This window comes from Sulfuricaulis limicola, from assembly GCF_002355735.1.
In the GTDB taxonomy this organism is placed as follows: Bacteria; Pseudomonadota; Gammaproteobacteria; order Acidiferrobacterales; family Sulfurifustaceae; genus Sulfuricaulis; species Sulfuricaulis limicola.
Genome location: NZ_AP014879.1, coordinates 1,728,447 through 1,749,143, shown reverse-complemented (window position 1 = coordinate 1,749,143; position 20,697 = coordinate 1,728,447). Strand labels below are relative to the sequence as shown.

The following is a 20,697-nucleotide window of genomic DNA, read 5'->3' as shown; positions in this document are numbered from 1 at the left end:
CTCATGGCAGCCCGGCTGAACGTTCTTCTCATTTCCAACCTGTTTCCCACGCCCGTGGATCCGATTCGCGGGGTTTTCACCTGCCAGCTCGCCAAGCGTCTCAAGGCCATTTGCGACGTCACGGTTGTCTGCCCCTTGCCATGGTTTCCGTCCTGGGCCAGGGGAAAAATGTTCGAAAAATGGGCGGAATTCTCGCGTGTGCCCGGGTTGTATGAATGGCAGGGTTTTACCGTTCACAGCCCGAAGTATCCGATGATCCCCCGGATGTCGGAGGCGGCCCATGCCGCGCTCATGTTCCCTTCCCTGTATCGAACGGTGAAGCGTTTGCACCGTTTACGGAGATTCGACGTGGTGAACACCCACTGGCTCTATCCGGATGGTGTGGCGGCGGCCTGGTGTGCCCAGCTTTTAGGGCTGCCCCACGTGGTCACGGCCTTGGGATGCGACGCCAATCTTTTCATGACCCAGGGCCATAAGCGGTTTCAGATTGAGCGGGCCATTCGCAAGGCGGAGGGAGTGACCGTGGTGTCCGAGGCGTTGCGGCAGTTCCTCGTGGAGCAAGGCTTCGGGGACAAGCCAATTGACGTAATTCCCAACGGCGTGGATGCGGAACTGTTTCGGCCGCGAGACAAGGCAGAATGCGCCCGGCAACTGGGCATCGTATCCCGCGGCAAGACCGTGGTGTTCGTCGGCCAACTGCTCGAGGTGAAGGGCATCATCTATTTGATCGAGGCGGTGGAGCGCCTGGTCGCCGGCGGCAAGGATGTCTTCGTATACATGGTGGGAGAAGGTTCCGGCCGCCCTGTCTACGAAGCCGAGGTGGCGCGTCGCGGCCTGTCCGGCCGCATACAGTTTGTTGGCAATCGTCCTCATTCCGAGATCGCGGTGTGGATGGGCGCGGGCGATGTATTCTGCCTGCCAAGCATCCGGGAAGGCTTCCCGAACGTGGTGCTCGAAGCGTTGTTCTCCGGCCGGCCGGTGGTGGCCAGCCGGGTGGGGGGGATCCCCGAGATGGTGAACACGAACAACGGCTATCTCGTCGAATCCGGCAATGCGGCGGCCCTGGCCGATGCGCTGGGCGAGGCCCTGGAAAAGACCTGGGACGCAAATGCCATCCTCGCCACCGTGTCCCATTTGTCCTGGGAGCGGGCAGGACAGCATTACTTGCTGTCATTGGAAGCGGCCATGAAGAAACGGGGCGGTAACCCATGATCATGCTGGGCAGTTACCTGTTCTTTCTGATGATCGCCCCGCAGCTTTGGGTGCCCGGAATCCTGGACCTGCCGGTCGATTTCATCATTTACCCTCTATGGTATCTGGCGCTGATAATCCGCGGCCGCGGCCATTTGCTGTTCAAATTCGAGCTTGCCGAAAAGATTTTTCTTGCGTTCTTCGTGTGGATAATCCTCAGCGCGCTCATCAACGGACTTACCGCCGATTCCAGGGAACAAATTTATATCTACCTCAGGATTTTTGTTTTGTACAAGGCCGTTTCCGCCTCGGTGGAAACCACCGCGGAGGTCAGGAACGCATTGTGGATATTTGTGTTGCTGGCGGTGGTCCTGGCGATCGAAGCCATCAGCCACAAGAACAGCCCGGACCTGCTCGGATGGGCGGGACAAAAGCTGGGCTGGGTTGACCCTTCCGTCCTGGAGGCCGGTGGCACGGGGCGAGTGCGTTGGGTCGGAATATTTGACGGTCCCGGCGTGTTCTGCGTCGTTTTCACGGTCGCGTTGGCTGTATGCATGCCATATCTCAGTGGCGGGGCACGCCTGTCGGTGCGCGTGGTGATTTTTGCAGTGATCGTGCTGCTGGGTGTGGCCACTTACCTGACGGGATCACGCGGCGGGTTTCTCGCAACCCTCGCCATTCTCGCCATGTATATCGCGGTGCGCCGGAAAATCCGCATGCGCAGCATATTGGCAGGCGGGCTGGTTGTGATGCTGCTGTTTTCCCTGGCGCCGGAATCGCTGACCGAGATGCAGGACGAAAGCCGATCGGCCCAGCATCGTGTCGAGATGTGGGCGGAGGGTCTGGAGATGGTCAAGCAAAATCCGGCATTCGGCATCGGACGGGGAAATTTCAAGACTTATACCGGCCGTCTGATTGCCCATAACTCCGCGATCGAGATTGGAGGCGAAACCGGGCTTATCGGCTTTATTCTCTGGGGCACGCTGATTTACATCAGTTTTAAAGCGGCTTTTCTCACATGGAAGAATGAAACGGATGGCGCGGATTCGAACACCGGGCTCGGGATGATGCTGGCATTGATGGGTTATCTGGTCAGCGCAATGTTTGTGACATTGGAGTATGAGACATTCTATTTGCTGTTGGCGCTGTGCATGGGATTGGTTCGTCATCAGCCGGCGGCGCAGACCCTGGAAAAGCGCGAAGTGATGATGATATTTGTCGTCATTGGGGCGTGGCTGTTGTTCGTGCAGATCTTCGTCATCAGTTACTTGTCATGAGCGGCGCAGCGTCGTGCTACCAATGACCTTGTTGGGGAAAAATTTTGATTGCAACAATTTCTGACGCACTCGCCGTGGCCTGTATCACGGTTGCGGCTTATCATTATTTCGTTTATCCGCTCGCCGTCATGATCATCTCAAGGTTGAGGGCAATCAATGCGCGCCCTGTGGACGAGGAGCCGGGCATCACGTTCGTGATCGCCGCCTACAACGAGGCGAAAGTTATCCGGGAAAAGATCGTGAATACGCTGGCACTGGACTACCCGCGCGAGAAGCTGGAAATCATCGTCGTCGCCGACGGCTCTTCCGATGCGACCCCCGCGATCGTCGCGGAGTTCGCCGATCGCAATGTGATCTGCCTCTTCGATCCGGAGCGGCGCGGGAAGTCGCATGCCCTCAACCGGGCCGTGGCCGCCTCGCGGGGGGAGGTCGTGGTATTGTCTGACGCCAATAATGAGTTCTCCCGGGATGCGTTGCGCTGGCTGGTGCGCGCCCTGTCCCGGCCGTCAGCCGGCGGGGTGTCCGGGGCCAAGCGCATTGTTGAAAATCGGGACCGTGCGGCCAGCATGGGCGACAGTCTCTATTGGCGCTATGAGTCGATGATCAAGCTCGCTGAAAGCAGGCTGGGCGGAACGGTGGCGGCCGATGGCGAGATTTTCGCCATCCGTCGCGCGCTTTATCGCCCCATCCCGCCGGAAGTGATCAACGATGATGCATTCCTCACCATGGCGGTGGTTTTGCAGGGGTGCAGGGTTTTCTACGAACCGCGCGCAACGGCCACGGAAGAGGCGTCGATTTCGATTGCCGAGGATTTCAGGGTCAAGGTTCGCATGGTTGCGGGAGGGTATCAGTTTCTCGCCATGCACTGGCTGGCGCTGGCCGGGACAGGATGGTTCGCATTCAAGTTTGTGAGCCACAAGATTCTGCGCTGGCTCATGCCGTTATTCCTGATCGTCTTGCTGCTGATCAGCGTGCTGCGCTCCGGTGAATTGCCTTATGCATCGCTGCTGATCGCCCAGGCCCTGTTTTATGGCCTGGCGGCGCTGGGGTGGCTGGTCCCGGCGGCATGTCAGGCCTCCAGGCTTGTCTATGTACCATTTTATTTCACGACCATGAATCTGGCGGCATTCGCCGGCTTGGTGAAGTTCCTGCGTGGCAGGCAGGGCGTGTTATGGTCCAAAGCGGCACGTTAGGCGGGTGAGCATGATGTGGATACTGGTTGTTCTGGCATTTTTCGCCGCAGTTGTCCTGGGAGTTATTGGCGTTATACGCGCGCGCAATCTGCAATACTGGTTGCCGAGCTATCTTCGGCAGTGCATGTCACGTCCGAGCGCCGATACAGGTGACAACATAACGGTCTACGTCTGTTTCGCCGACCACTATGAGCCGTTTGGCGGCGGCAACGATACGGCACGCGCACGCGAAAAAGTGGCGCGCTGGGCGGAAAAGTATCCGACGCTGGCGTCACGCCATGTCGACAGTTTTGGCGGCCATCCGAAACACACTTTCTTCTATCCGATCGAGGAATACGACGCACAGATTCTCGACCAACTGGGCGATCTGGAGCGTCGCGGTTTTGCGGGTGTCGAGGTGCATTATCACCATAACAACGACACCGCGGAGAAGCTGAAGGCGGCTCTTGTTGGTTTCTGCAACACGCTGCGGCAGCGTCACGGGCTCCTGCGCGCGGACGGCGACATTGATCCGGCCTATTGTTTTATTCATGGCAACTGGGCGCTGGACAATTCGCGGCCGGATGGACAGTGGTGCGGCGTGGATAACGAGCTGGGGGTGCTGGTGGCAACCGGTTGCCGTGCCGATCTTACCATGCCATCGGCGCCCAGCGACACGCAGACTCGCAAGATCAACTCGATCTACGCCGCCCGCGGTGTTGACGGGAAGCGAAAATCCCATGATACCGGCCGGGATATTCGCGTCGGTGAATGGCTGCAGCCCGGTGAGTTGCTCTTGATACAGGGGCCGCTGGCTTTCAATTGGCGGCGCCGCAAGGCCGGGCTGTTGCCGAAAATTGAAAATGGCGAGATTTCCCATGATGCGCCGCCATCACAGGATCGCCTGCGCTTGTGGTTTGAGCATGCCCCGCGAGTGGCCGGCGCTGAACAGCATGTTTTCATCAAGCTGCATACGCATGGCGCGGAAGACGAAACCATGAATATGCTGCTGGAAGGAGGCTTTGAGTCATTATGGTCGGACCTGGAGGCAGAGTTTCGCGATCACCCGGGGATATCGCTGCGCTACGTCTCCGCGTGGGAGATGTTCTGCAAGATTCGCGATCTGGCTACCAGCGCACGAGGTGCCCGGTAAATGGGGCGGTCGACGACAACACGCGCGGAAGATACGGCTTCGGTCAGGAATTTTCATCTGCCAGGTCGGCCGTTGCACGTTCTCTACCATCATCGTACCCAGGGGAGAGGCGCTGAAGGCAACCATATTGTCAGCGTGGTGAGCGCGCTTCGCCAACTGGGTCACCAGGTCAGGGTGATCTCACCCGGTGGCGTCGATCCGTTCTCGAAAGATACAGCGCCGGTGGACAAGGCCAGCACGAAGGTAACAGGAATCAGCCGGGTGTGGCGGTTCGTCAGCCGGCACTTTCCCAACTGGCTGTTTGAACTCGCCGAGATGGCCTACAACATTCCCGCTTATTTCAGGGTTTCCCGGGAATTGCGCGCGGTGCGCTACGATCTGGTATACGAGCGCTACGCATTTTTCCTTGTTGCCGGAGCGTTTGCCGCGGCACGGCATGGCGTGCCGTTCCTGCTGGAGGTAAATGAGGTTTCCGGGGTCCCCGAGCGTGCGAGGAAGCAGTCGTTCATGCGCCTCTGCAATGCATTCGAGAGAATGCTGTTCCGCCGCTGCTCCAGAATTCATGCCGTCTCGTCTTATCTGGCGGACCGGGCGCGCGAAGCGGGCGCTTCATCGGGTCAGCTGGCGGTCGTCCCAAACGGTTTTGACATGAACCGGATTCCGGCCACTCCCCGGCGCGAAGAGCTGCGGCGGCGGTTTGGCCTCGACGGTACATTCGTGCTCGGGTTTGCCGGCTGGTTCGACGACTGGGATCGACTGTCCAACCTGGTGGAGGTCATGGCGCGAATTCTCAAAGTCAGCCCCGACTTCCGTTTGTGCCTGATAGGTGACGGGCGTGGCCGCGCCGCTGCCGCCGCCCGCGCTGCCGAGCTGGGAATAGCGGATAAGATCATCTTCACGGGCGCCGTAGCCCGCGCGGAAGTGTACGATTATCTCAGCATGCTGGATGTTGGCGTGCTTCCGAACTCCAACATGTTCGGATCGCCAATGATCATGTTTGAGATGATGGGGCTGGGGATCCCATTGGTGCTGCCGCGCCTGCCGCCCATCGAGGATGTGCACAAGCACGGCCAAACAGCTCTGTTGTTCGAGCCCCTTAACGTCGAGGAATGCAGCGAGTGCGTGCTGTCGTTGTTTGCGAACGTGTCATTGCGGGAACGTATCGCCGCTGCCGCAAAAACCAGGTTGCTTGAGGAACATTCGTGGATTCGGACTGTGGAAAAAATCCTCGATCTTGAACCCCCGGCATGAGGCCTGACTGACGTCGCCGGACGAAAGTGCTGCAGGGCAGCTTTTCGCAACCATCCGGCGCAGGCCCGGAAGAGCCTGCCAGCATGACGATTTCTGGCAGACTATTGCACCCTGAGGTTGGGCGGCGGAGAGAGTGAAATCACCCCTCCGCCATAGGGATTCGGGTTGCCGAGATAGCTGAAGACGTAATCCGTCAGCGACGCGGACGCGCAAAACCCCCGGGTGACGCCCGCATCGGCGCACATTTCCTTCTTGATTCTGGCCTCATTGGGCCATGGCCAAAGATCCGTGGCGGTCGTGGTTGAGTAACCTGATTCACCGTAAAGAGTTCCGGGCGTGCCGATACGCTTGATGATCTGGGCGCCGCGTTGACCCGCGGTGCCGCCAAGGGAAAGAATCGATCCCGACTCGATTCTCGGCAGGTAAAGCAGGCCGCTGGTAAAAGGGTTCAGTACGGTTCCGCCGGTGTTCCCGCCATTGTTGTAGGCGATCGAGGTTAACGGGGTGATCCCGTTATATGCCTGGCCGGACTGATTCGCCACGATTGAATCCTGAACCTTGGCGCTGCCACCGAATATGCCAAAACCATCGCCCCTGGATCCGATGAGCGTTACGCGGGTGTACTGGGTACCGCTGCCTTTGAGCTGGGAAATACCATATGTGCCGCCCGCGCCAGCAACATCCATGATCACTTCGTTGGAGATGGTGCAGTTTCCCTCGGACGCCATGGTGTAACCGGTCGGCTTGAGCGCGATGTTGCCGCGATGAGTGTAATTCCTGACGGGCACAGAGCCGGTTCCGTTGCAAATGTTGTAATAGGCCGCGACAAACTCCTCTGTGCCTGTGCCGGTAATACCGTCAATGGCGATGGAATTCTGGACTTCCACGCTGTCAGAATCATAAACGGTAATATTGGCTTGCGGTTCACCTGACGCCGTAACCGTGCCGTCGTATCTTGTGACGGCCCGGCGAATGACTACCCGCGAAGAGTTATAGACGAGGATTTTATAGCGGCCGCCAAATCCGTGAACCCAGACGTCTTCCAGCAGGATATCAGCAGTTGTACCGACGTCATTCGTTCCCACCACCACTGCCATGGTGTTACCGCCTGATGGCCCCCCTTTGAATTCGGTTCTGAGCCACTTGATATGATTCCCGAGGATGTCTTTTTGGGTGGTATCCTGCAGGCGAAGCCCCTGAAAGACCAGATACTGGTTTGAGCTGGACATTCCCAGCCCCGCCGTGATGATCGCGCCGCCTTCATTTTCCGCCATGATCGTAATGTAATTCCCGGAGGAACCGTTCGGGAGATTCGCCAGACTGTTCGAGGAACCGCTGTAGGTGCCATTGCGGATCACAAGAGTGTCGCCCGCCGAGAGCGCCGAGAGACCTTTCTGGATGGTCTGAAACGGAGCCGTGGAGCTTCCTGCATTGGTATTGCTGCCGCTGGTAGCGACATAATACGTCGCGGCGTATGCCGGCGATGCGATCAAGATTTGTCCCGTCATGATGGCAACCGCCATGATGAGCCCCTGGAAAACGGGCAGTCGCCAAAGTGAAGGTTTGATAGTCATATAAGAACCTCTGGTTTCTCTTTCATACCCTGGTCGGGCAATGTGGTGATTTCGGTGACAGAAAAGCTGTATATCGTTGCGATCATCCAGATTTCATTGGCGTAATAGTATGGTAGTTTACCGGCAGAGTAGAAGACATTTCTTGTCCCGGTTGTTTGCGCCATCTCAGGGAATGTCCTTGAAAACTTCATTCGAATAACCGCTTTCATTCCCCGCCGTATCGAAGGCGGTCACGGCGAAATAGTAGCGTGTGCCGTTGCTCAGGCCCATCAGCGTATAGGTGGTGATATTACCCACGCTCAGCCCTTGTCCGGGGGCCTGCTGGTAGGTTCCCGGCGTTGTGCCGTAATAAACACGGTAACCCGAAAGATTGGTGGCGGGGACGGCGTCCCACGTCAGGATGGCGGTATTGGATATCACCGGCGCGTTATACGTCACCGTCAGCGTATCGGTGTTCACGTTCCCCGCCGCGTCACGCGCCGTCACCGTTAGGGTGTTGCTGCCGCCCAGCAGGGTGATGCCGGAGACGCTCCACGACGTCGTGCCGCTGGCGGTGCCGCTGCCACCCCGGCTGTTCGACCAGGTTACCTGCGTCACGCCGACATTATCCGAGGCTGTGCCGCCCAGGCTCAGGGTGCTGCTGCTTGTGGTGTAGGCGGCGCTGCTGGTGGGCGAGGTGATGGAGACTGTCGGGCTGGTGGTGTCCGGCGCGTTATACGTCACCGTCAGCGTATCGGTGTTCACGTTCCCCGCCGCGTCACGCGCCGTCACCGTTAGGGTGTTGCTGCCGCCCAGCAGGGTGATGCCGGAGACGCTCCACGACGTCGTGCCGCTGGCGGTGCCGCTGCCACCCCGGCTGTTCGACCAGGTTACCTGCGTGACACCCACGTTATCGCTGGCGGAACCGCCCAGGCTCAGCGTGCTGCTGGCAGTGGTATAGGTCGCGCTGCTCGTGGGCGAGGTGATGGAGACGCTGGGGGCGGTGGTGTCGCCGGGCGTGCTGGTGGAATAGGTGATCACCAGGGTATCGGTGGCGGTATTACCGGCCGCGTCGCGCGCTGTAACCGTGAGGGTGTTGCTGCCGCCCTGCAGGGTGATGTTGCCGCTGTTCCAGGAGACGGTACCGCTGGCGGTGCCGCTGCCACCCCGGCTGTTCGACCAGGTCACCTGCGTCACGCCGACGCTATCACTGGCAGTGCCGCTCAGTGCAACCGTGGCGCTGCTGGTGCTGTAACTCGAAGCGCTGGTGGGGCCGGAAATCGTAACTACGGGCGAGGTGGTATCCGGGCTCGTGGTGTTGGCCGGGAGCGAATTCGCTTGAGTTTCTGCTTCGGCGCCGCCGCCGCAGGCGGCAAGCATCACCGGGAGCATCAGGATCAGAACGACAGCTTGTAACGAATTGACGATTCGCGTGCGACCGGGGCGAAGCATTTCCATTCTACTTCCTTGTTTCCGTCCCCCGCCCGAATACTGCCTCCCTCGATTATTAAAAAATAACTGCCGCCGTTTTTATTTTTCAGCAGCGCAGAATCTTGTTGAATGTAAAGATAAACGATCTTTGCCGGATCACTAAGGAAAAACCGACTTTCGGGGGGTGAGCGCAGATTGACGGTGCTCTCCGTTTTGCTTCAGGCGACCGTGCGTCCGGCAGAAACGATCGTTCGATCAGGCATCATCAGGAGACTACACGCAGATTTGTCGGCGCAGCGGGTGCCTGCGACAGTGCTCCAGGAGCCGGCAGATTCAGCGAGGCATTGTCCAGAACAAGCACCCAGTCGTTGGAGTCGGGTGGAGTGAAGGTTTTTGTGCCCGAGGCGGGATAGGTGTTGATTAATGTTGCCACCGCCGTGCGCGGGTTAAACCACCAGGCGCGCACGGAGGCGCCGGCAATTTTCGTGAGGTCAATGGTGACGGTGCGATTTGTGGGAATATAGGCAATGACCGACGACCCGTCGCTTGCCCGTGCCGCTGCCGCATAGCTTGTCCCGGACTGAAAACCCGCTGTCAGCACGGAATGCGCCTGATCGGGCACGAGCAGGTAAAAAGCCCGCGAGAGAAAGAGTCGGCCCACATGAGCCAACGTGATTGATCCCGTGGAATTGAGTTGCGATTTCCAGGTGGAACCGGTGCAAAAGCTTGATGTGGAAGGCGCGTTGAAATGCCACATGGGGCAATTTCCGAATATGTGTCCCACGATTCCGCCTGATAACACGGACCAGTATGCCTGTTGCCGCAAATTGAGCGGGGTAATGCCGGCCTGATTCTCGTAATTGCTTTCCAGGAGAAAGAATGGCTTGGCGCCGGTCCGGTTGTACTGCGTCAGCGCCGCCTGATACTCGCTGCCGGATGTGTAGATGTTGTTGATATCGAGCCATGAATCCGTCGTCCATACGTCCATTGCCGCCTGATTGCGCGCGTTATGCGCCGTCATCAGATGGCCGGTATCAACCTCCCGCACACCGGCAACAAATTCACGCAGCTTTGCCGCCACGCCGTTGGCCACAGGGTCGGCATCGCCACCGATGAGCCAGATGATATTCGGGAAGTTCTTGTAACGATTGCCCACGTACCGGCCGTAACTGCGCATGGTGGCCAATGAGCTCGACTTTACATCGGAGCACCAGCCTTCACTGCCACAGTCGTATCCCAGATAAATCGGCGCCAGCAGGACAACGATGCCTTTTTCCGCGGCCTTCTTGATGACCCAATCGGCGTGGGCAAAATATGCTTCGACGGGAGCGCTGAAGTCGCCGGCGGCGGCAAATGGCACCTGACCGGCGAGGTTGGCCGGTGCATTCGTGGCGAATTTGTGTTCAATCAGGTTTACGAGAACAAGATTGAATCCCTTCTGCGCGCGGTCCGATAAATAAGCGTCAGCGTCGGCCTGAGAGAGCTGGGAAATCAGTGACCACGCGGAATCGCCATTCATGAAGAACGGCTGGTTCGTCTGATCCACGAGGTGCAGCCCATTAGGGCTCAGTTTCAGCGGGTAATTTGGCGCCGCATTTGCCTGGCCTGGAGTTAGTGCGACAGAAATAAACAGCCCGAGAAAAAACAGCGATAAGATTCGTGTGCGTATGGACAGCCAGAGAAGTTTCATGAAATAAATTTCCATGCAAAACACACGGGCCTTGTCACGGGGGCTTGGCATCAGGAATCGGTTTATCTTGCCCGGGAAACCCAATACCGTGACCGTGGGCTGAGCCTTGAATATCCTGATGTCATAGTCTGCAAGGGTTTTTCTGTAGCAACCGCCGGCATTCGATTAAATCAGGGAATGTCCTTGAAAACTTCATTCGAATAACCGCTTTCATTCCCCGCCGTATCGAAGGCGGTCACGGCGAAATAGTAGCGTGTGCCGTTGCTCAGGCCCATCAGCGTATAGGTGGTGATATTACCCACGCTCAGCCCTTGTCCGGGGGCCTGCTGGTAGGTTCCCGGCGTTGTGCCGTAATAAACACGGTAACCCGAAAGATTGGTGGCGGGGACGGCGTCCCACGTCAGTGCGGCGGCGTTTGGCAAGGAAGTCGCGGACGGAGGACTTTCTGCGCCGCCACCACAGGCGGTTAGCAGCGCGGGGAGCGCCAGGGACAGAATCGCAGCTTTAAATGAACTGACGATTCGCATGCAGCTGTGGTAAACTTTTTTCCATTATTGCTTTCCCTGCTTCCGCCCACCTGCTTGAATACTGTTTTTCCCGACGCTTGATCGGGTCTTTCATCGAGCCCAACCGGACCGGACTTCCCTTATATTTGAGTCAGTTAGAGTCTATATCCATACATGCTACGCAGTTTTAGAGTAAAACTTAAAACATTGGGGATATTCGGGGCCAGTGACCGGATCAACGGTAGCCTGGACGACTGTTTGATCCGCCAAGGCATGTGCGGCACCGGGCAACGCAAACAAAAAACCGAGGGGATATGAAAATACTGGTTACCGGCGGCGCCGGGTTTATCGGTTCGCATCTGGCGGAACGGCTGCTGGCCGCGGGCGAACGCGTGCGCGTGCTGGACGATCTCTCCACCGGCAAGCGGGAGAACCTTCCTCGCCACGAGGCGCTGGAATTTATCGAGGGAGATATCCGCGATGCCGGACTGGTTGACCGCAGCGCGCAGGGGATGGATGCCGTGGTGCATCTGGCCGCCGTGGCCTCGGTGCAGGCGAGCATGGATGATCCGGTTCGCACGCACCAGGTCAATTTCGATGGCACGCTCAATCTGCTGGAGGCCTCACGCCGGCACGGCATCAAGCGGTTTGTCTATGCCTGCTCCGCCGCGGTGTATGGCGATGCCGCCGCCATTCCGGTGTCGGAGGAGGCGGCAACCCGGCCACTGTCGCCGTATGCCGTGGACAAGCTGGCCGGCGAGCATTACCTGCTGCACTACCACCGGGTCCACGGCCTCGCTGCCACGTCGTTCCGGTTTTTCAACATCTACGGCCCGCGCCAGGATCCGTCCTCGCCTTATTCGGGCGTCATCAGCATTTTCGTCGAGCGCCTGAAGCGGAATCTGCCGGTGACAGTGTACGGGGACGGAAAACAGACACGCGATTTCGTTTACGTCGCCGATCTGGCCGATCTGCTGGCGCGCGCCGCGCGCGGCATGGAAGGCAACGGCGGTGTTTTCAACGTCGGCACCGGCCGGCAGAATTCGCTGCTGGACCTGCTGGCTTCTCTCGAAAAAATATCCGGGAAAAAAATCGAGCGGCGATACGAACCGGCGCGCGCCGGCGATATCCGGGATTCCTGCGCCGATGTCGCGCGCCTCATGGCAGGCTTCGGCAACGTGCCGGCGACGCCCTTTCAGCAAGGCCTGAAAAAACTGCTCGAGTCTCTCGGCGATTGAAGCGCGCCCTTGTCACAAGGGCATGGCCAGGGACAGGTTGAACGCCACGTCGGGTGCTGCGCCGACCACCATGTCCTCCGAGATCGAAATCGCCAGGAATGTCCGCGGTGCGAATTCCCAGTCCAAACCCAGCAATCCCTGTACGGCGTATCTGCCCAATTGCCGCAGTTCACTGTCACTGTAAAACGGGCTATGCATGTCGAGCTGGCCGTTGACGGACAGCCGCGGCAGAAATTTTAACCTCAACCCCAGGGTACCGAAGGCGACGAACTGGCGCTGCTGCGCCGGCATAACATTGCCTTCGTTCATCAGCAGCAAGCCGCCACCACCGTACAGGTTCCACTTGTCCGGCGGGCGTGTCGTGGCGGCACTCAGCCAGCCGGCCAGATCGGTGCTTCCGCTGCCGAGCAGCTCGGCAGCATCGCCGGTGGGAAGCTTGAGACTCGCGCGCCAGGCAGCGGTGTAGCCCTTGGATGCTCCCTCCATGGTTACCGGGATGGCGGCAGACAGGCGTACGTCGCCCACGCCGCTGACGGCATGGTTGAGGTCGACCAGATTCACGCCCTGACGGGCATAACGGTAATCGATGCGGTTGCGCGGCAGGTCGGTGCGGCCATTCTGGGGCAGTCCCAATAAATCATGGAATTCTTCGATGGACATGTCCAGAAACCCGCCGTTATGCGAGACGTAGGGCAGTTCAAAACCCCATTCGCGGTTTCCGGGCAGGCCCTGACGCCAGTGCAGCGTCAGGCGCCGGGTTTCTCCGTCCAGGCTGAGGGTTTCGGAACTGGTGCTGGCGCCGGTGAAATGATTGGCAATCTGCAGATGGACTGCCAGGGTCGATTCCTCCGGACCCATAACATGTGACTCCCCCAGCGCCGGCAGGCCGTATATCTGTATCAGGGGGCTCTGGTTAAAACTGTAGAGCGGTCGTGGCGGCGGGGAGACCGTTTCGGCCCGGGATAAGCCGCCAGTCAGGGCCGTCACGCACAGAAACAGGAAGGCGCGGAAGAAATTGGTGTGGCGCAAGTGGAGAGGCAGTCAGTTTCCGGTTGGCGCAGATTAAGCCGCCAATCCTGCCATATTCTGATTATTTTTCCAGCCATTTATTTATGATATCCCGCCGCGCTTGCCTGGCGCTTTTGGCCGGTGTGCGGCTCAGGAGGCGCAGCGTCCCTTGGTGAGGGCGGAGCAGGGCAGCGTCACGTCCGGTCTTCCCAGGTGATAGCCTTGGGCGAAATCCACGCCATAGGCGGCGAGCAGTTTGAAACTCTCCTCGTTTTCCACGAACTCGGCGATGGTCTGTTTGCCCAGCGCGTGGGCAATCTCGTTCATGGCCTTGACCATCGCCTGATCCACCGGGCTGGTCGCGAGGTTCTTCACGAAGCGCCCGTCAATCTTGACGCTGTTCACGGGCAGGTCCTTGAGGTAGGCGAACGAGGCCATCCCCGAACCGAAGTCGTCCAGGGCGGTTTGACAGCCCATCGACCGCAGGCGCGACAGGAAAAGATCCGCCGCCACCATGTCGGCGATGGCCACGGTTTCGGTCACCTCGAAGGTCAGGGCTGACGGTTCCAGGCCGGTGTCCTTGAGTTTGTCCTGGATCAGTTCGCAAATGCCGGGCGTGGTCAGGGTACGTCCGGACAGATTGATGGCATAGCGCAGGCGGGGAGTGGTGACACGCTGCCGGGCCAGGCCTTCGATGGCGTGGCGAATGACCCATTTGTCGATTTCTGCCGCTAGCCCGAAACGATCGGCGGTGGCCAGGAATCCCGAAGGCATGATCAGCTCGTCACGCTCGTCGAGCATGCGGATCAGCACCTCGTAGGATTCGATTTCGCGCGTGGCGGTATTGACGATCGGCTGGCAGGCGAGCACGAAGCGATCCTTTTCGATGGCCTCCTTGATACGGCGTGACCAGCCCATGTCGATGGCCATGGCGGCGGCGCTTTCGGCGTCCTCGGTATTATACAGGTGCACGCGGTTGCGGCCGCCGCGCTTGGCCAGGTGGCACGCGAGGTCGGCCTGCGACAGGACTTCGGCGGCGGACGTCGTGCCCGGACTGATGCTGGTTACGCCGATGGAGCAGCCGATGTCGATCTGCTCGCCGCTGTGTTTGAAGAGGTAGTCGGCCAGCCTGGCGCGGAAGGACTCAGCGACCTGGATCGACAGCATGGGGGTGGTGTCGAACAGCAGCACGGTGAACTCGTCGCCGCCGATACGGGCGATCAGGTCGCTTTTGCGCGCGCGCTTGTTCAGGATGCCGGCGACCTCGATGATCAGCCGGTCGCCGGCGGCATGTCCCAGCGTGTCGTTGATGTATTTGAAGTTGTCCAGGTCGATATAAAGCAGGGAACAGCAGATGCCGCCGGCACGCTTGACGCGCTCCACGACGCGCTCCAGTTCCTGCTGGAAGTAACTGCGGTTATAAAGCCCGGTGAGTCCGTCATGCTCGGCCATGTTTTTGAGGTTCTCGACCATGGCCTTGCGCTCGCTGATGTCCGCCACCAGACCGGTGTACAGCTGTTTTCCCTCCAGCATCATGGCGCTGATCTTGAGCGCCATCGGGAAAGTGGTGCCATCCTTGTGACGCCCGGTCACCTCGCCCTCATGGCCGATCAGGCGCTGGATTTCGGTGCGGAGGAAATGCTTCAGGTAATCCTCGCGATTTTCGCGTGACTGCGCCGGCAGGATGAGCCGCAGGTCCTTTCCGGCAACTTCCCCCTGGCTGTAACCGAACAGTTTTTCGGCTGCCTTGTTGACGCTCTCGATGTAACCGTCGGCATCGAAGGTGATGATGCCTTCGGCGGCGTTGTCCAGGATGGTTTCCAGGCGCTGCTGGCGCGCCCGCACCTGCTGGCGCATGTGGCCGAAGGCGGATACGAGATTTCCCGTTTCCTGTGTCCACGTGGGAGATACCATGACCTGCCGGGAACCTTCCGCCTCGGCCTTGAGGGCTCCGGTGATGCGCGCCACCGGTTTGCGGATGGAGTATTCGAACAGCAGCAGCCACGCGACGATGGCGGCGATACCCACCAGCGCCGCAATCCAGAGCAATTGCAACTGGCGCTCGATGGCCTGTGTCAGCAGGTGCATGTCATCGATGCTGCGGCCGGCGAGGGTTTTTTCCAGCCTGAACATGGTGACCCGAGCTTTCTCGAGAAGGGGTTCAGCACGGGCATGCAACGTGGTCAGCGGTCCGGCGGTGTTCACGGCCGTCACCTCCCGGTGCAACCGGTCGAGGCTGACGATGAATTCCTGCGTTTCCTGTTGCAGGATCGCTGAATGCTGTCTTTTCGCCACCTCTGCCAGCAGGCCGGTTTTGTCGAGCGCGTTTTTCAGATGTTTGAGGGCGATGACGCCGCGCGTCATGCTCGATTCCGGGAGATGGTGGAGGCTGTTTTCCGCCAGCCAGATGTCGCCGGAGACGTCACGCAACACGCGCAAGATTTCCTGCTGGTCGATGGCATTGGAAATCCCCTGCCGCGTGGCTTCGCTGACGCGTGTTTGCGCCATCCAGGAGGTGGCCAGCATGAACCCGATGGAAAACGCCGCGATGTACAGCATCCGGCCGCGAAAACTGCCCAACCCCAGCGTTTCCAGGATCCGTATCGTGAGTGTGGGCTTCTGAGACGATGTTGTGGATGAATTAACGGCGCTGTGCATTCAGATTAAAGGTACGACCCGATTTTGATGTCCAAGATGCAAGCATAGATCATGCCTGCCGCCATGGCCGGGATTCGGGCGCACTTTGGACTTGGTATATTTTTATAACTTGCTGTTTACAAGCACATATTTTTGATCAATTCGGCGGTTAGCGCCGGAGCGCCCCGACTTGAGAGTTTCATTGGAAATCCACGGGGCATGGGTTATTTTGTGCCCTCGGCATGCGTTATATCCGCACATTTTCCGAGTTGGGGATGAGCGACGTCCCCCTGGTCGGAGGCAAGAATGCTTCCCTGGGCGAGATGTTCCGCAGTCTTCGCGCCGAGGGCGTACGGGTTCCCGACGGATTCGCCACCACTTCCGGGGCCTACCGGCATTTTCTCGATCATAATCATCTTGCCGAGCGTATCCAGACGCGCCTGAAGGGCGTGGATTCGGATGATCTGGCGCAGCTGGAGCGGGCCGGCGCCGAGATTCGCGGCTGGATTCTCAATGCCGAGATGCCGCCGGACCTGGCCGGGGAAATCACGGCGGCGTACGGGAATCTGGCGAGGCAATACGGACCGGAGCCGGACGTGGCGGCGCGCAGCTCGGCCACGGCCGAGGACCTTCCGAACGCCTCCTTCGCCGGCCAGCAGGACACCTTTCTCAATATCCGCGGCGCGGAAAATCTGCTGGTCATTTGTCGCCGGGTTTTCGCCTCGCTCTTCAATGACCGGGCGATTTCCTATCGTGTACACCAGGGATTTGATCATGCGCAGGTGGCGCTCTCGATCGGCGTTCAGAAAATGGTGCGTTCCGACATCGCTTCCTCCGGCGTGATGTTCACGCTCGACACCGAGACCGGGTTCCGTGACGTCGTCTTCATCAATGCCGCCTACGGTCTTGGCGAAAATGTCGTGCAGGGCGCGGTCAACCCGGACGAGTTCTACGTCTTCAAGCCGACGTTGATGGAAGGCAAGCGGCCGATCCTCAAGCGCCACCTCGGCACCAAGGCGATCAAGATGATTTACGCTAAGGATGCCGCGGACGGCAATCCGACACAGAATATCCCGGTGCCGGAGGCGGATCGTCTGCGGTTCTCCCTGACCGACGACGATGCGCTGGAGCTGGCGCGCTTCGCCGTCAAGATCGAACGGCATTATTCGAAACTCGCCGGCCAAGACCGGCCCATGGACATCGAATGGGCCAAGGACGGCGTGGACGGAAAGCTCTATATCGTGCAAGCGCGCCCCGAGACGGTACGCTCGCGCGAAACGCGCGATGTCTACGAAATTTATGCCCTGGAGTCGCGTGGCAAGCTGCTGACCTCCGGAAAAAGCGTCGGCCGCCGCATCGCCACGGGCGTGGCGCACGTGATCGAGAAATCGGCCGATATGGCGCGCCTGCGCACCGGCGAGGTGCTGGTGACCGACATGACCGACCCCGACTGGGAACCGGTGATGAAAACCGCCGCCGCCATCGTCACCAACCGCGGCGGGCGCACCTGCCACGCCGCCATCGTGGCGCGCGAACTGGGCATTCCGGCCATCGTCGGCTGCGGCGACGCCACCGAAGTCATCCGCAGCGGCATGCCGGTGACGGCGAACTGCGCCGAGGGCGACACCGGGCAGGTCTACGAAGGCGAGCAGAAATTCCGCGTCGACCGCATCGCGCTGGATTCCGCGCACCGCCCGCGCACGAAAATCATGATGAATGTCGGCAATCCCGACCAAGCCTTCGAAAACTCCTTCCTGCCGAACGACGGCGTGGGGCTGGCGCGCCTGGAGTTCATCATCAATCACAGCATCCAGGCGCATCCGCGCGCGCTGCTGGAATACGACAAGCTCGGCCCGGACGAACAGCGCCACATCGACCGGCTGACGGCCGGCTACGCCGACCGCCGCGCCTATTTCATCAGTCGCCTGGCCGAAGGCATCGGCACCATCGCCGCCGCGTTTCATCCCAAGCCGGTGATCGTGCGCCTGAGCGATTTCAAATCCAACGAATATGCCTCGCTGTTCGGCGGCGCCGGTTTCGAGCCCAACGAGGAAAATCCCATGCTCGGGCTGCGCGGCGCCTCGCGTTACTACTCGGAATCGTTCCGCGACAGCTTCGCCATGGAGTGCGCCGCGCTCCGACGGGTGCGCGAGGACATGGGGCTGGACAATGTCATCGTGATGATCCCGTTCGTGCGTAGCGTGGATGAGGCGAAAAACGTGCTGGCGATCATGCGCACGCACGGGCTCGAGCGCGGCAAGGCCGGGCTCAAGGTCTACCTCATGTGCGAGATCCCGGCGAACGCCCTGCTGGCGGAGGAGTTCCTGCAACACCTCGACGGCTTTTCCATCGGCTCCAATGACCTGACCCAGCTGACCCTCGGCGTGGACCGCGACTCGGGGCTGGTGACCGGTTTCGACGAGCGCAATCCGGCGGTGCTGAAGCTCATGGAGATGGCCATCCAGGCCGCGCGCAAGCTGGGCAAATACGTCGGCATCTGCGGGCAGGCGCCGTCGGATTATCCCGAGATCACCACCTGGCTGGTGCGGCAGGGCATCGGGTCCATCTCGCTCAATCCCGACAGCGTGATTCCCATGACGCGGGTGGTGCAGCAGGCGGAACAGTCGCTGAAGTGACCGCGAACCGAATTCGTCCGGCACCGTCTAATGCTGGCGTGGACCGCCACCGGCCAGTATGATGGCTGGCGCAATTCCGACCTGAAACTTCCCATCAGCGAGAAACAATCCAATGTTGCGATTCTTTATATTCAGTCTGGTCTGTCTCGCCATGCCGTTTTCCGCCGTTGCGGGCGAACAGGAAGAGCAGCAGATAAGGGCGGAGCTTGCCCGTGCTTTCCCCGAGCTCAAGGCGGCGAGCATCAAACCTTCTCCCGTTACCGGGATGTATGAAGTCGAGTTTGACTCCAAGATTTTCTACACCACGAGCGACGGCAAGTATCTCTTCATGGGCGACGTCATGGATCTGCACGCAAAGAGCAATATCACCGAGACCCGGCGCGGGGCGATCCGCAAGCGTCTGCTGGACGAGGTGGGTGAGCAGAACATGATCGTGATCGGACCCGACAAGCCCAAGCGCACGCTCACGGTGTTCACTGACGTGGATTGCGGCTACTGCGCCAAGTTTCATCTCGACGTGCCCACACTCAACCAGCAGGGCGTGAAGGTGCGCTACCTGTTCTATCCGCGCGCCGGCATCGGCTCGGCGAGTTACAAGCGTGCCGTGGCGGTGTGGTGCGCCGGTGATCGCGCCAAGGCCATCGGCATCGCCAAGGCCGGCGGCAAGATCGACATGAAAACCTGCACCAATCCGGTGGAAAGCCATTACCAGCTGGGCCAGCGCCTGGATATCGGCGGAACCCCCGCCATTTTCCTCGATGATGGTAAAGTGCTGCCGGGTTATGTCCCGGCGTCGCGATTGCTCGCTATACTTGGCCTCAAGAGCTGATCGCCGGAGCTACCGGGACAGCGACCGCGAGACGGAGGCATGGACCAGGCAAGCACGACGCAGGAGCGGGAGTGGATCAGGCTTAGCAAACAACTGCGCGACAACGAGCGCATCTGGTCCGGTTTTCGCCAGATCGAAGTGCGCATGATCGGTTCACCTTCGCTTCCCGACCTGATCGACATCATCACACTGGGTATTCCCGAGACTTTTCCGGGCATCGACTGCGTCACGGTTGCCTGCGCCGATCCCGAATACGAAATGACGCGTCTGATCGAGGCCGGTGGCGCGCCGGATTCCGGGGCGCGCAGTTTTGTCGCCATTCCGCGCGAGACACTGGACGGGCTTTTTACCAGGCCGTGGCGTCCGCGCCTGGGGCCGGTCGATGAGCGCCTGCATGCGCTGTTGTTCTCCAACCATCCCTGCGCCTCGGGTTCAGTGGCAGTCACGCCGCTGGTCCGGCGCGGCGAACTCATCGGCAGCCTCAACCAGGGCAGCCGCGATCCGCGTCATTTCATTCCGGGCATCGCCACGGATCTGCTGGAACACCTGGCGGCAGTGGCGGCCATGTGCATCGACAACTCCATCAATCATGAACGTCTCAAGCTCGACGGCCTCACCGATCCCCTGACCGGGATTTCCAACCGGCGCTTCTTCGAACGCCGCCTGGCGGAGGAGGTGGAGCGCTGGGCGCGCCGGGCCGGGCCGCTGGTGTGCATGCTGGTGGATGTGGATTTCTTCAAGCAGGTGAACGACCAGTACGGTCACCAGGTCGGCGACCGCGTGCTGCGTCAGATCGCCAGCCTGCTCGGCCAGGACTTGCGTGGCAGCGATGTGCTGGCGCGTTATGGCGGCGAGGAGTTCGTGCTGTTGTTGCCGGGCACCACGCCCGTCCAGGGCGCGGCCATCGCCGAACGCCTGCGCAGCCGCATCGAGCACAGCGCCTTCGTGATTCCGGAAGGGATCGATCTGGACGTCACCGTGAGCATCGGTATGGCCTGCCTGCAGCCGGGCGTGGATTCCTACGGGCCCGATCCGGCCGTCTGGCTGTTCAAGCAGGTGGACGCCGCGCTGTACCAGGCCAAGGAAGCGGGGCGCAACCGCGTGATTCAGGCCGTGGTGTCTTGA

At 60.0% G+C, this 20,697-nt stretch carries 15 protein-coding genes; 9 read left to right on the top strand and 6 right to left on the bottom strand.

The window, feature by feature from the left end; genetic code table 11:
- The first annotated feature begins 3 nt into the window (after nucleotides 1–3).
- The 5 genes from SCL_RS08425 to SCL_RS08405 are packed head-to-tail and all read left to right on the top strand — an operon-like array spanning nucleotide 4 to nucleotide 6,044.
- The gene (locus SCL_RS08425) at nucleotides 4–1,212 is read left to right on the top strand and encodes a glycosyltransferase family 4 protein (RefSeq protein ID WP_096360806.1); all 1,209 of its coding nucleotides are present in this window, start codon (nucleotides 4–6) and stop codon (nucleotides 1,210–1,212) included.
- Nucleotides 1,209–2,468 carry an O-antigen ligase family protein gene (locus SCL_RS08420; protein WP_096360805.1) on the top strand — a complete coding sequence of 420 codons (1,260 nt, stop codon included), beginning with the start codon at nucleotides 1,209–1,211 and terminating at the stop codon, nucleotides 2,466–2,468. Before SCL_RS08425 ends, SCL_RS08420 begins: the two co-directional genes overlap by 4 nt.
- 44 nt (nucleotides 2,469–2,512) lie before the next feature.
- Nucleotides 2,513–3,661 (top strand): glycosyltransferase family 2 protein, encoded by a 1,149-nt coding sequence (locus SCL_RS08415; protein ID WP_148665047.1) that lies wholly within the window; start codon nucleotides 2,513–2,515, stop codon nucleotides 3,659–3,661.
- 10 nt (nucleotides 3,662–3,671) lie between these two features.
- Nucleotides 3,672–4,793, top strand: a complete 1,122-nt coding sequence (locus SCL_RS08410; protein WP_096360803.1) for a hypothetical protein — start codon at nucleotides 3,672–3,674, stop codon at nucleotides 4,791–4,793.
- Nucleotides 4,794–6,044, top strand: coding sequence for a glycosyltransferase family 4 protein (locus tag SCL_RS08405; protein ID WP_096360802.1), 1,251 nt, complete (start codon nucleotides 4,794–4,796; stop codon nucleotides 6,042–6,044).
- A 101-nt stretch (nucleotides 6,045–6,145) separates the two neighbouring features.
- Here SCL_RS08405 and SCL_RS08400 read toward each other — a convergent pair whose 3' ends face one another.
- The 4 genes from SCL_RS08400 to SCL_RS08385 all read right to left on the bottom strand — a co-directional run bounded on the left by SCL_RS08400 (nucleotide 6,146) and on the right by SCL_RS08385 (nucleotide 11,140).
- Nucleotides 6,146–7,618, bottom strand: a complete 1,473-nt coding sequence (locus SCL_RS08400) for a right-handed parallel beta-helix repeat-containing protein (protein ID WP_148665046.1) — start codon at nucleotides 7,616–7,618, stop codon at nucleotides 6,146–6,148.
- A gap of 165 nt (nucleotides 7,619–7,783) precedes the next feature.
- Nucleotides 7,784–9,055 carry an Ig-like domain-containing protein gene (locus tag SCL_RS08395; protein WP_096360800.1) on the bottom strand — a complete coding sequence of 424 codons (1,272 nt, stop codon included), beginning with the start codon at nucleotides 9,053–9,055 and terminating at the stop codon, nucleotides 7,784–7,786.
- Between the two features lie 238 nt (nucleotides 9,056–9,293).
- Nucleotides 9,294–10,718 carry a glycoside hydrolase family 140 protein gene (locus SCL_RS08390; RefSeq protein ID WP_172425985.1) on the bottom strand — a complete coding sequence of 475 codons (1,425 nt, stop codon included), beginning with the start codon at nucleotides 10,716–10,718 and terminating at the stop codon, nucleotides 9,294–9,296.
- A 170-nt stretch (nucleotides 10,719–10,888) separates the two neighbouring features.
- The gene (locus SCL_RS08385) at nucleotides 10,889–11,140 is read right to left on the bottom strand and encodes a fibronectin type III domain-containing protein (RefSeq protein ID WP_172425984.1); all 252 of its coding nucleotides are present in this window, start codon (nucleotides 11,138–11,140) and stop codon (nucleotides 10,889–10,891) included.
- Between the two features lie 398 nt (nucleotides 11,141–11,538).
- Between SCL_RS08385 and SCL_RS08380 the strand changes: the two genes are divergently transcribed.
- Nucleotides 11,539–12,462, top strand: a complete 924-nt coding sequence (locus SCL_RS08380) for an SDR family oxidoreductase (RefSeq protein WP_096360797.1) — start codon at nucleotides 11,539–11,541, stop codon at nucleotides 12,460–12,462.
- Between the two features lie 12 nt (nucleotides 12,463–12,474).
- On the opposite strand, the gene SCL_RS08375 is transcribed toward SCL_RS08380, so the two are convergent.
- Entirely contained in the window at nucleotides 12,475–13,449 is a 975-nt protein-coding gene (locus SCL_RS08375) for a DUF3187 family protein (RefSeq protein WP_231969860.1), read from the bottom strand.
- Between the two features lie 171 nt (nucleotides 13,450–13,620).
- On the bottom strand, nucleotides 13,621–16,050 hold the full coding sequence (locus SCL_RS08370) for a putative bifunctional diguanylate cyclase/phosphodiesterase (RefSeq protein ID WP_172425982.1): 2,430 nt from the start codon (nucleotides 16,048–16,050) through the stop codon (nucleotides 13,621–13,623).
- Between the two features lie 299 nt (nucleotides 16,051–16,349).
- Between SCL_RS08370 and ppsA the strand changes: the two genes are divergently transcribed.
- From ppsA to SCL_RS08355, 3 genes are all read left to right on the top strand, one after another.
- Nucleotides 16,350–18,743, top strand: a complete 2,394-nt coding sequence (gene ppsA / locus SCL_RS08365; RefSeq protein ID WP_096360794.1) for a phosphoenolpyruvate synthase — start codon at nucleotides 16,350–16,352, stop codon at nucleotides 18,741–18,743.
- 112 nt (nucleotides 18,744–18,855) lie between these two features.
- Complete coding sequence (locus SCL_RS08360; RefSeq protein ID WP_096360793.1) at nucleotides 18,856–19,572, top strand: DsbC family protein; 717 nt, start codon at nucleotides 18,856–18,858, stop codon at nucleotides 19,570–19,572.
- A gap of 39 nt (nucleotides 19,573–19,611) precedes the next feature.
- The gene (locus tag SCL_RS08355; protein ID WP_096360792.1) at nucleotides 19,612–20,697 is read left to right on the top strand and encodes a DUF484 family protein; all 1,086 of its coding nucleotides are present in this window, start codon (nucleotides 19,612–19,614) and stop codon (nucleotides 20,695–20,697) included.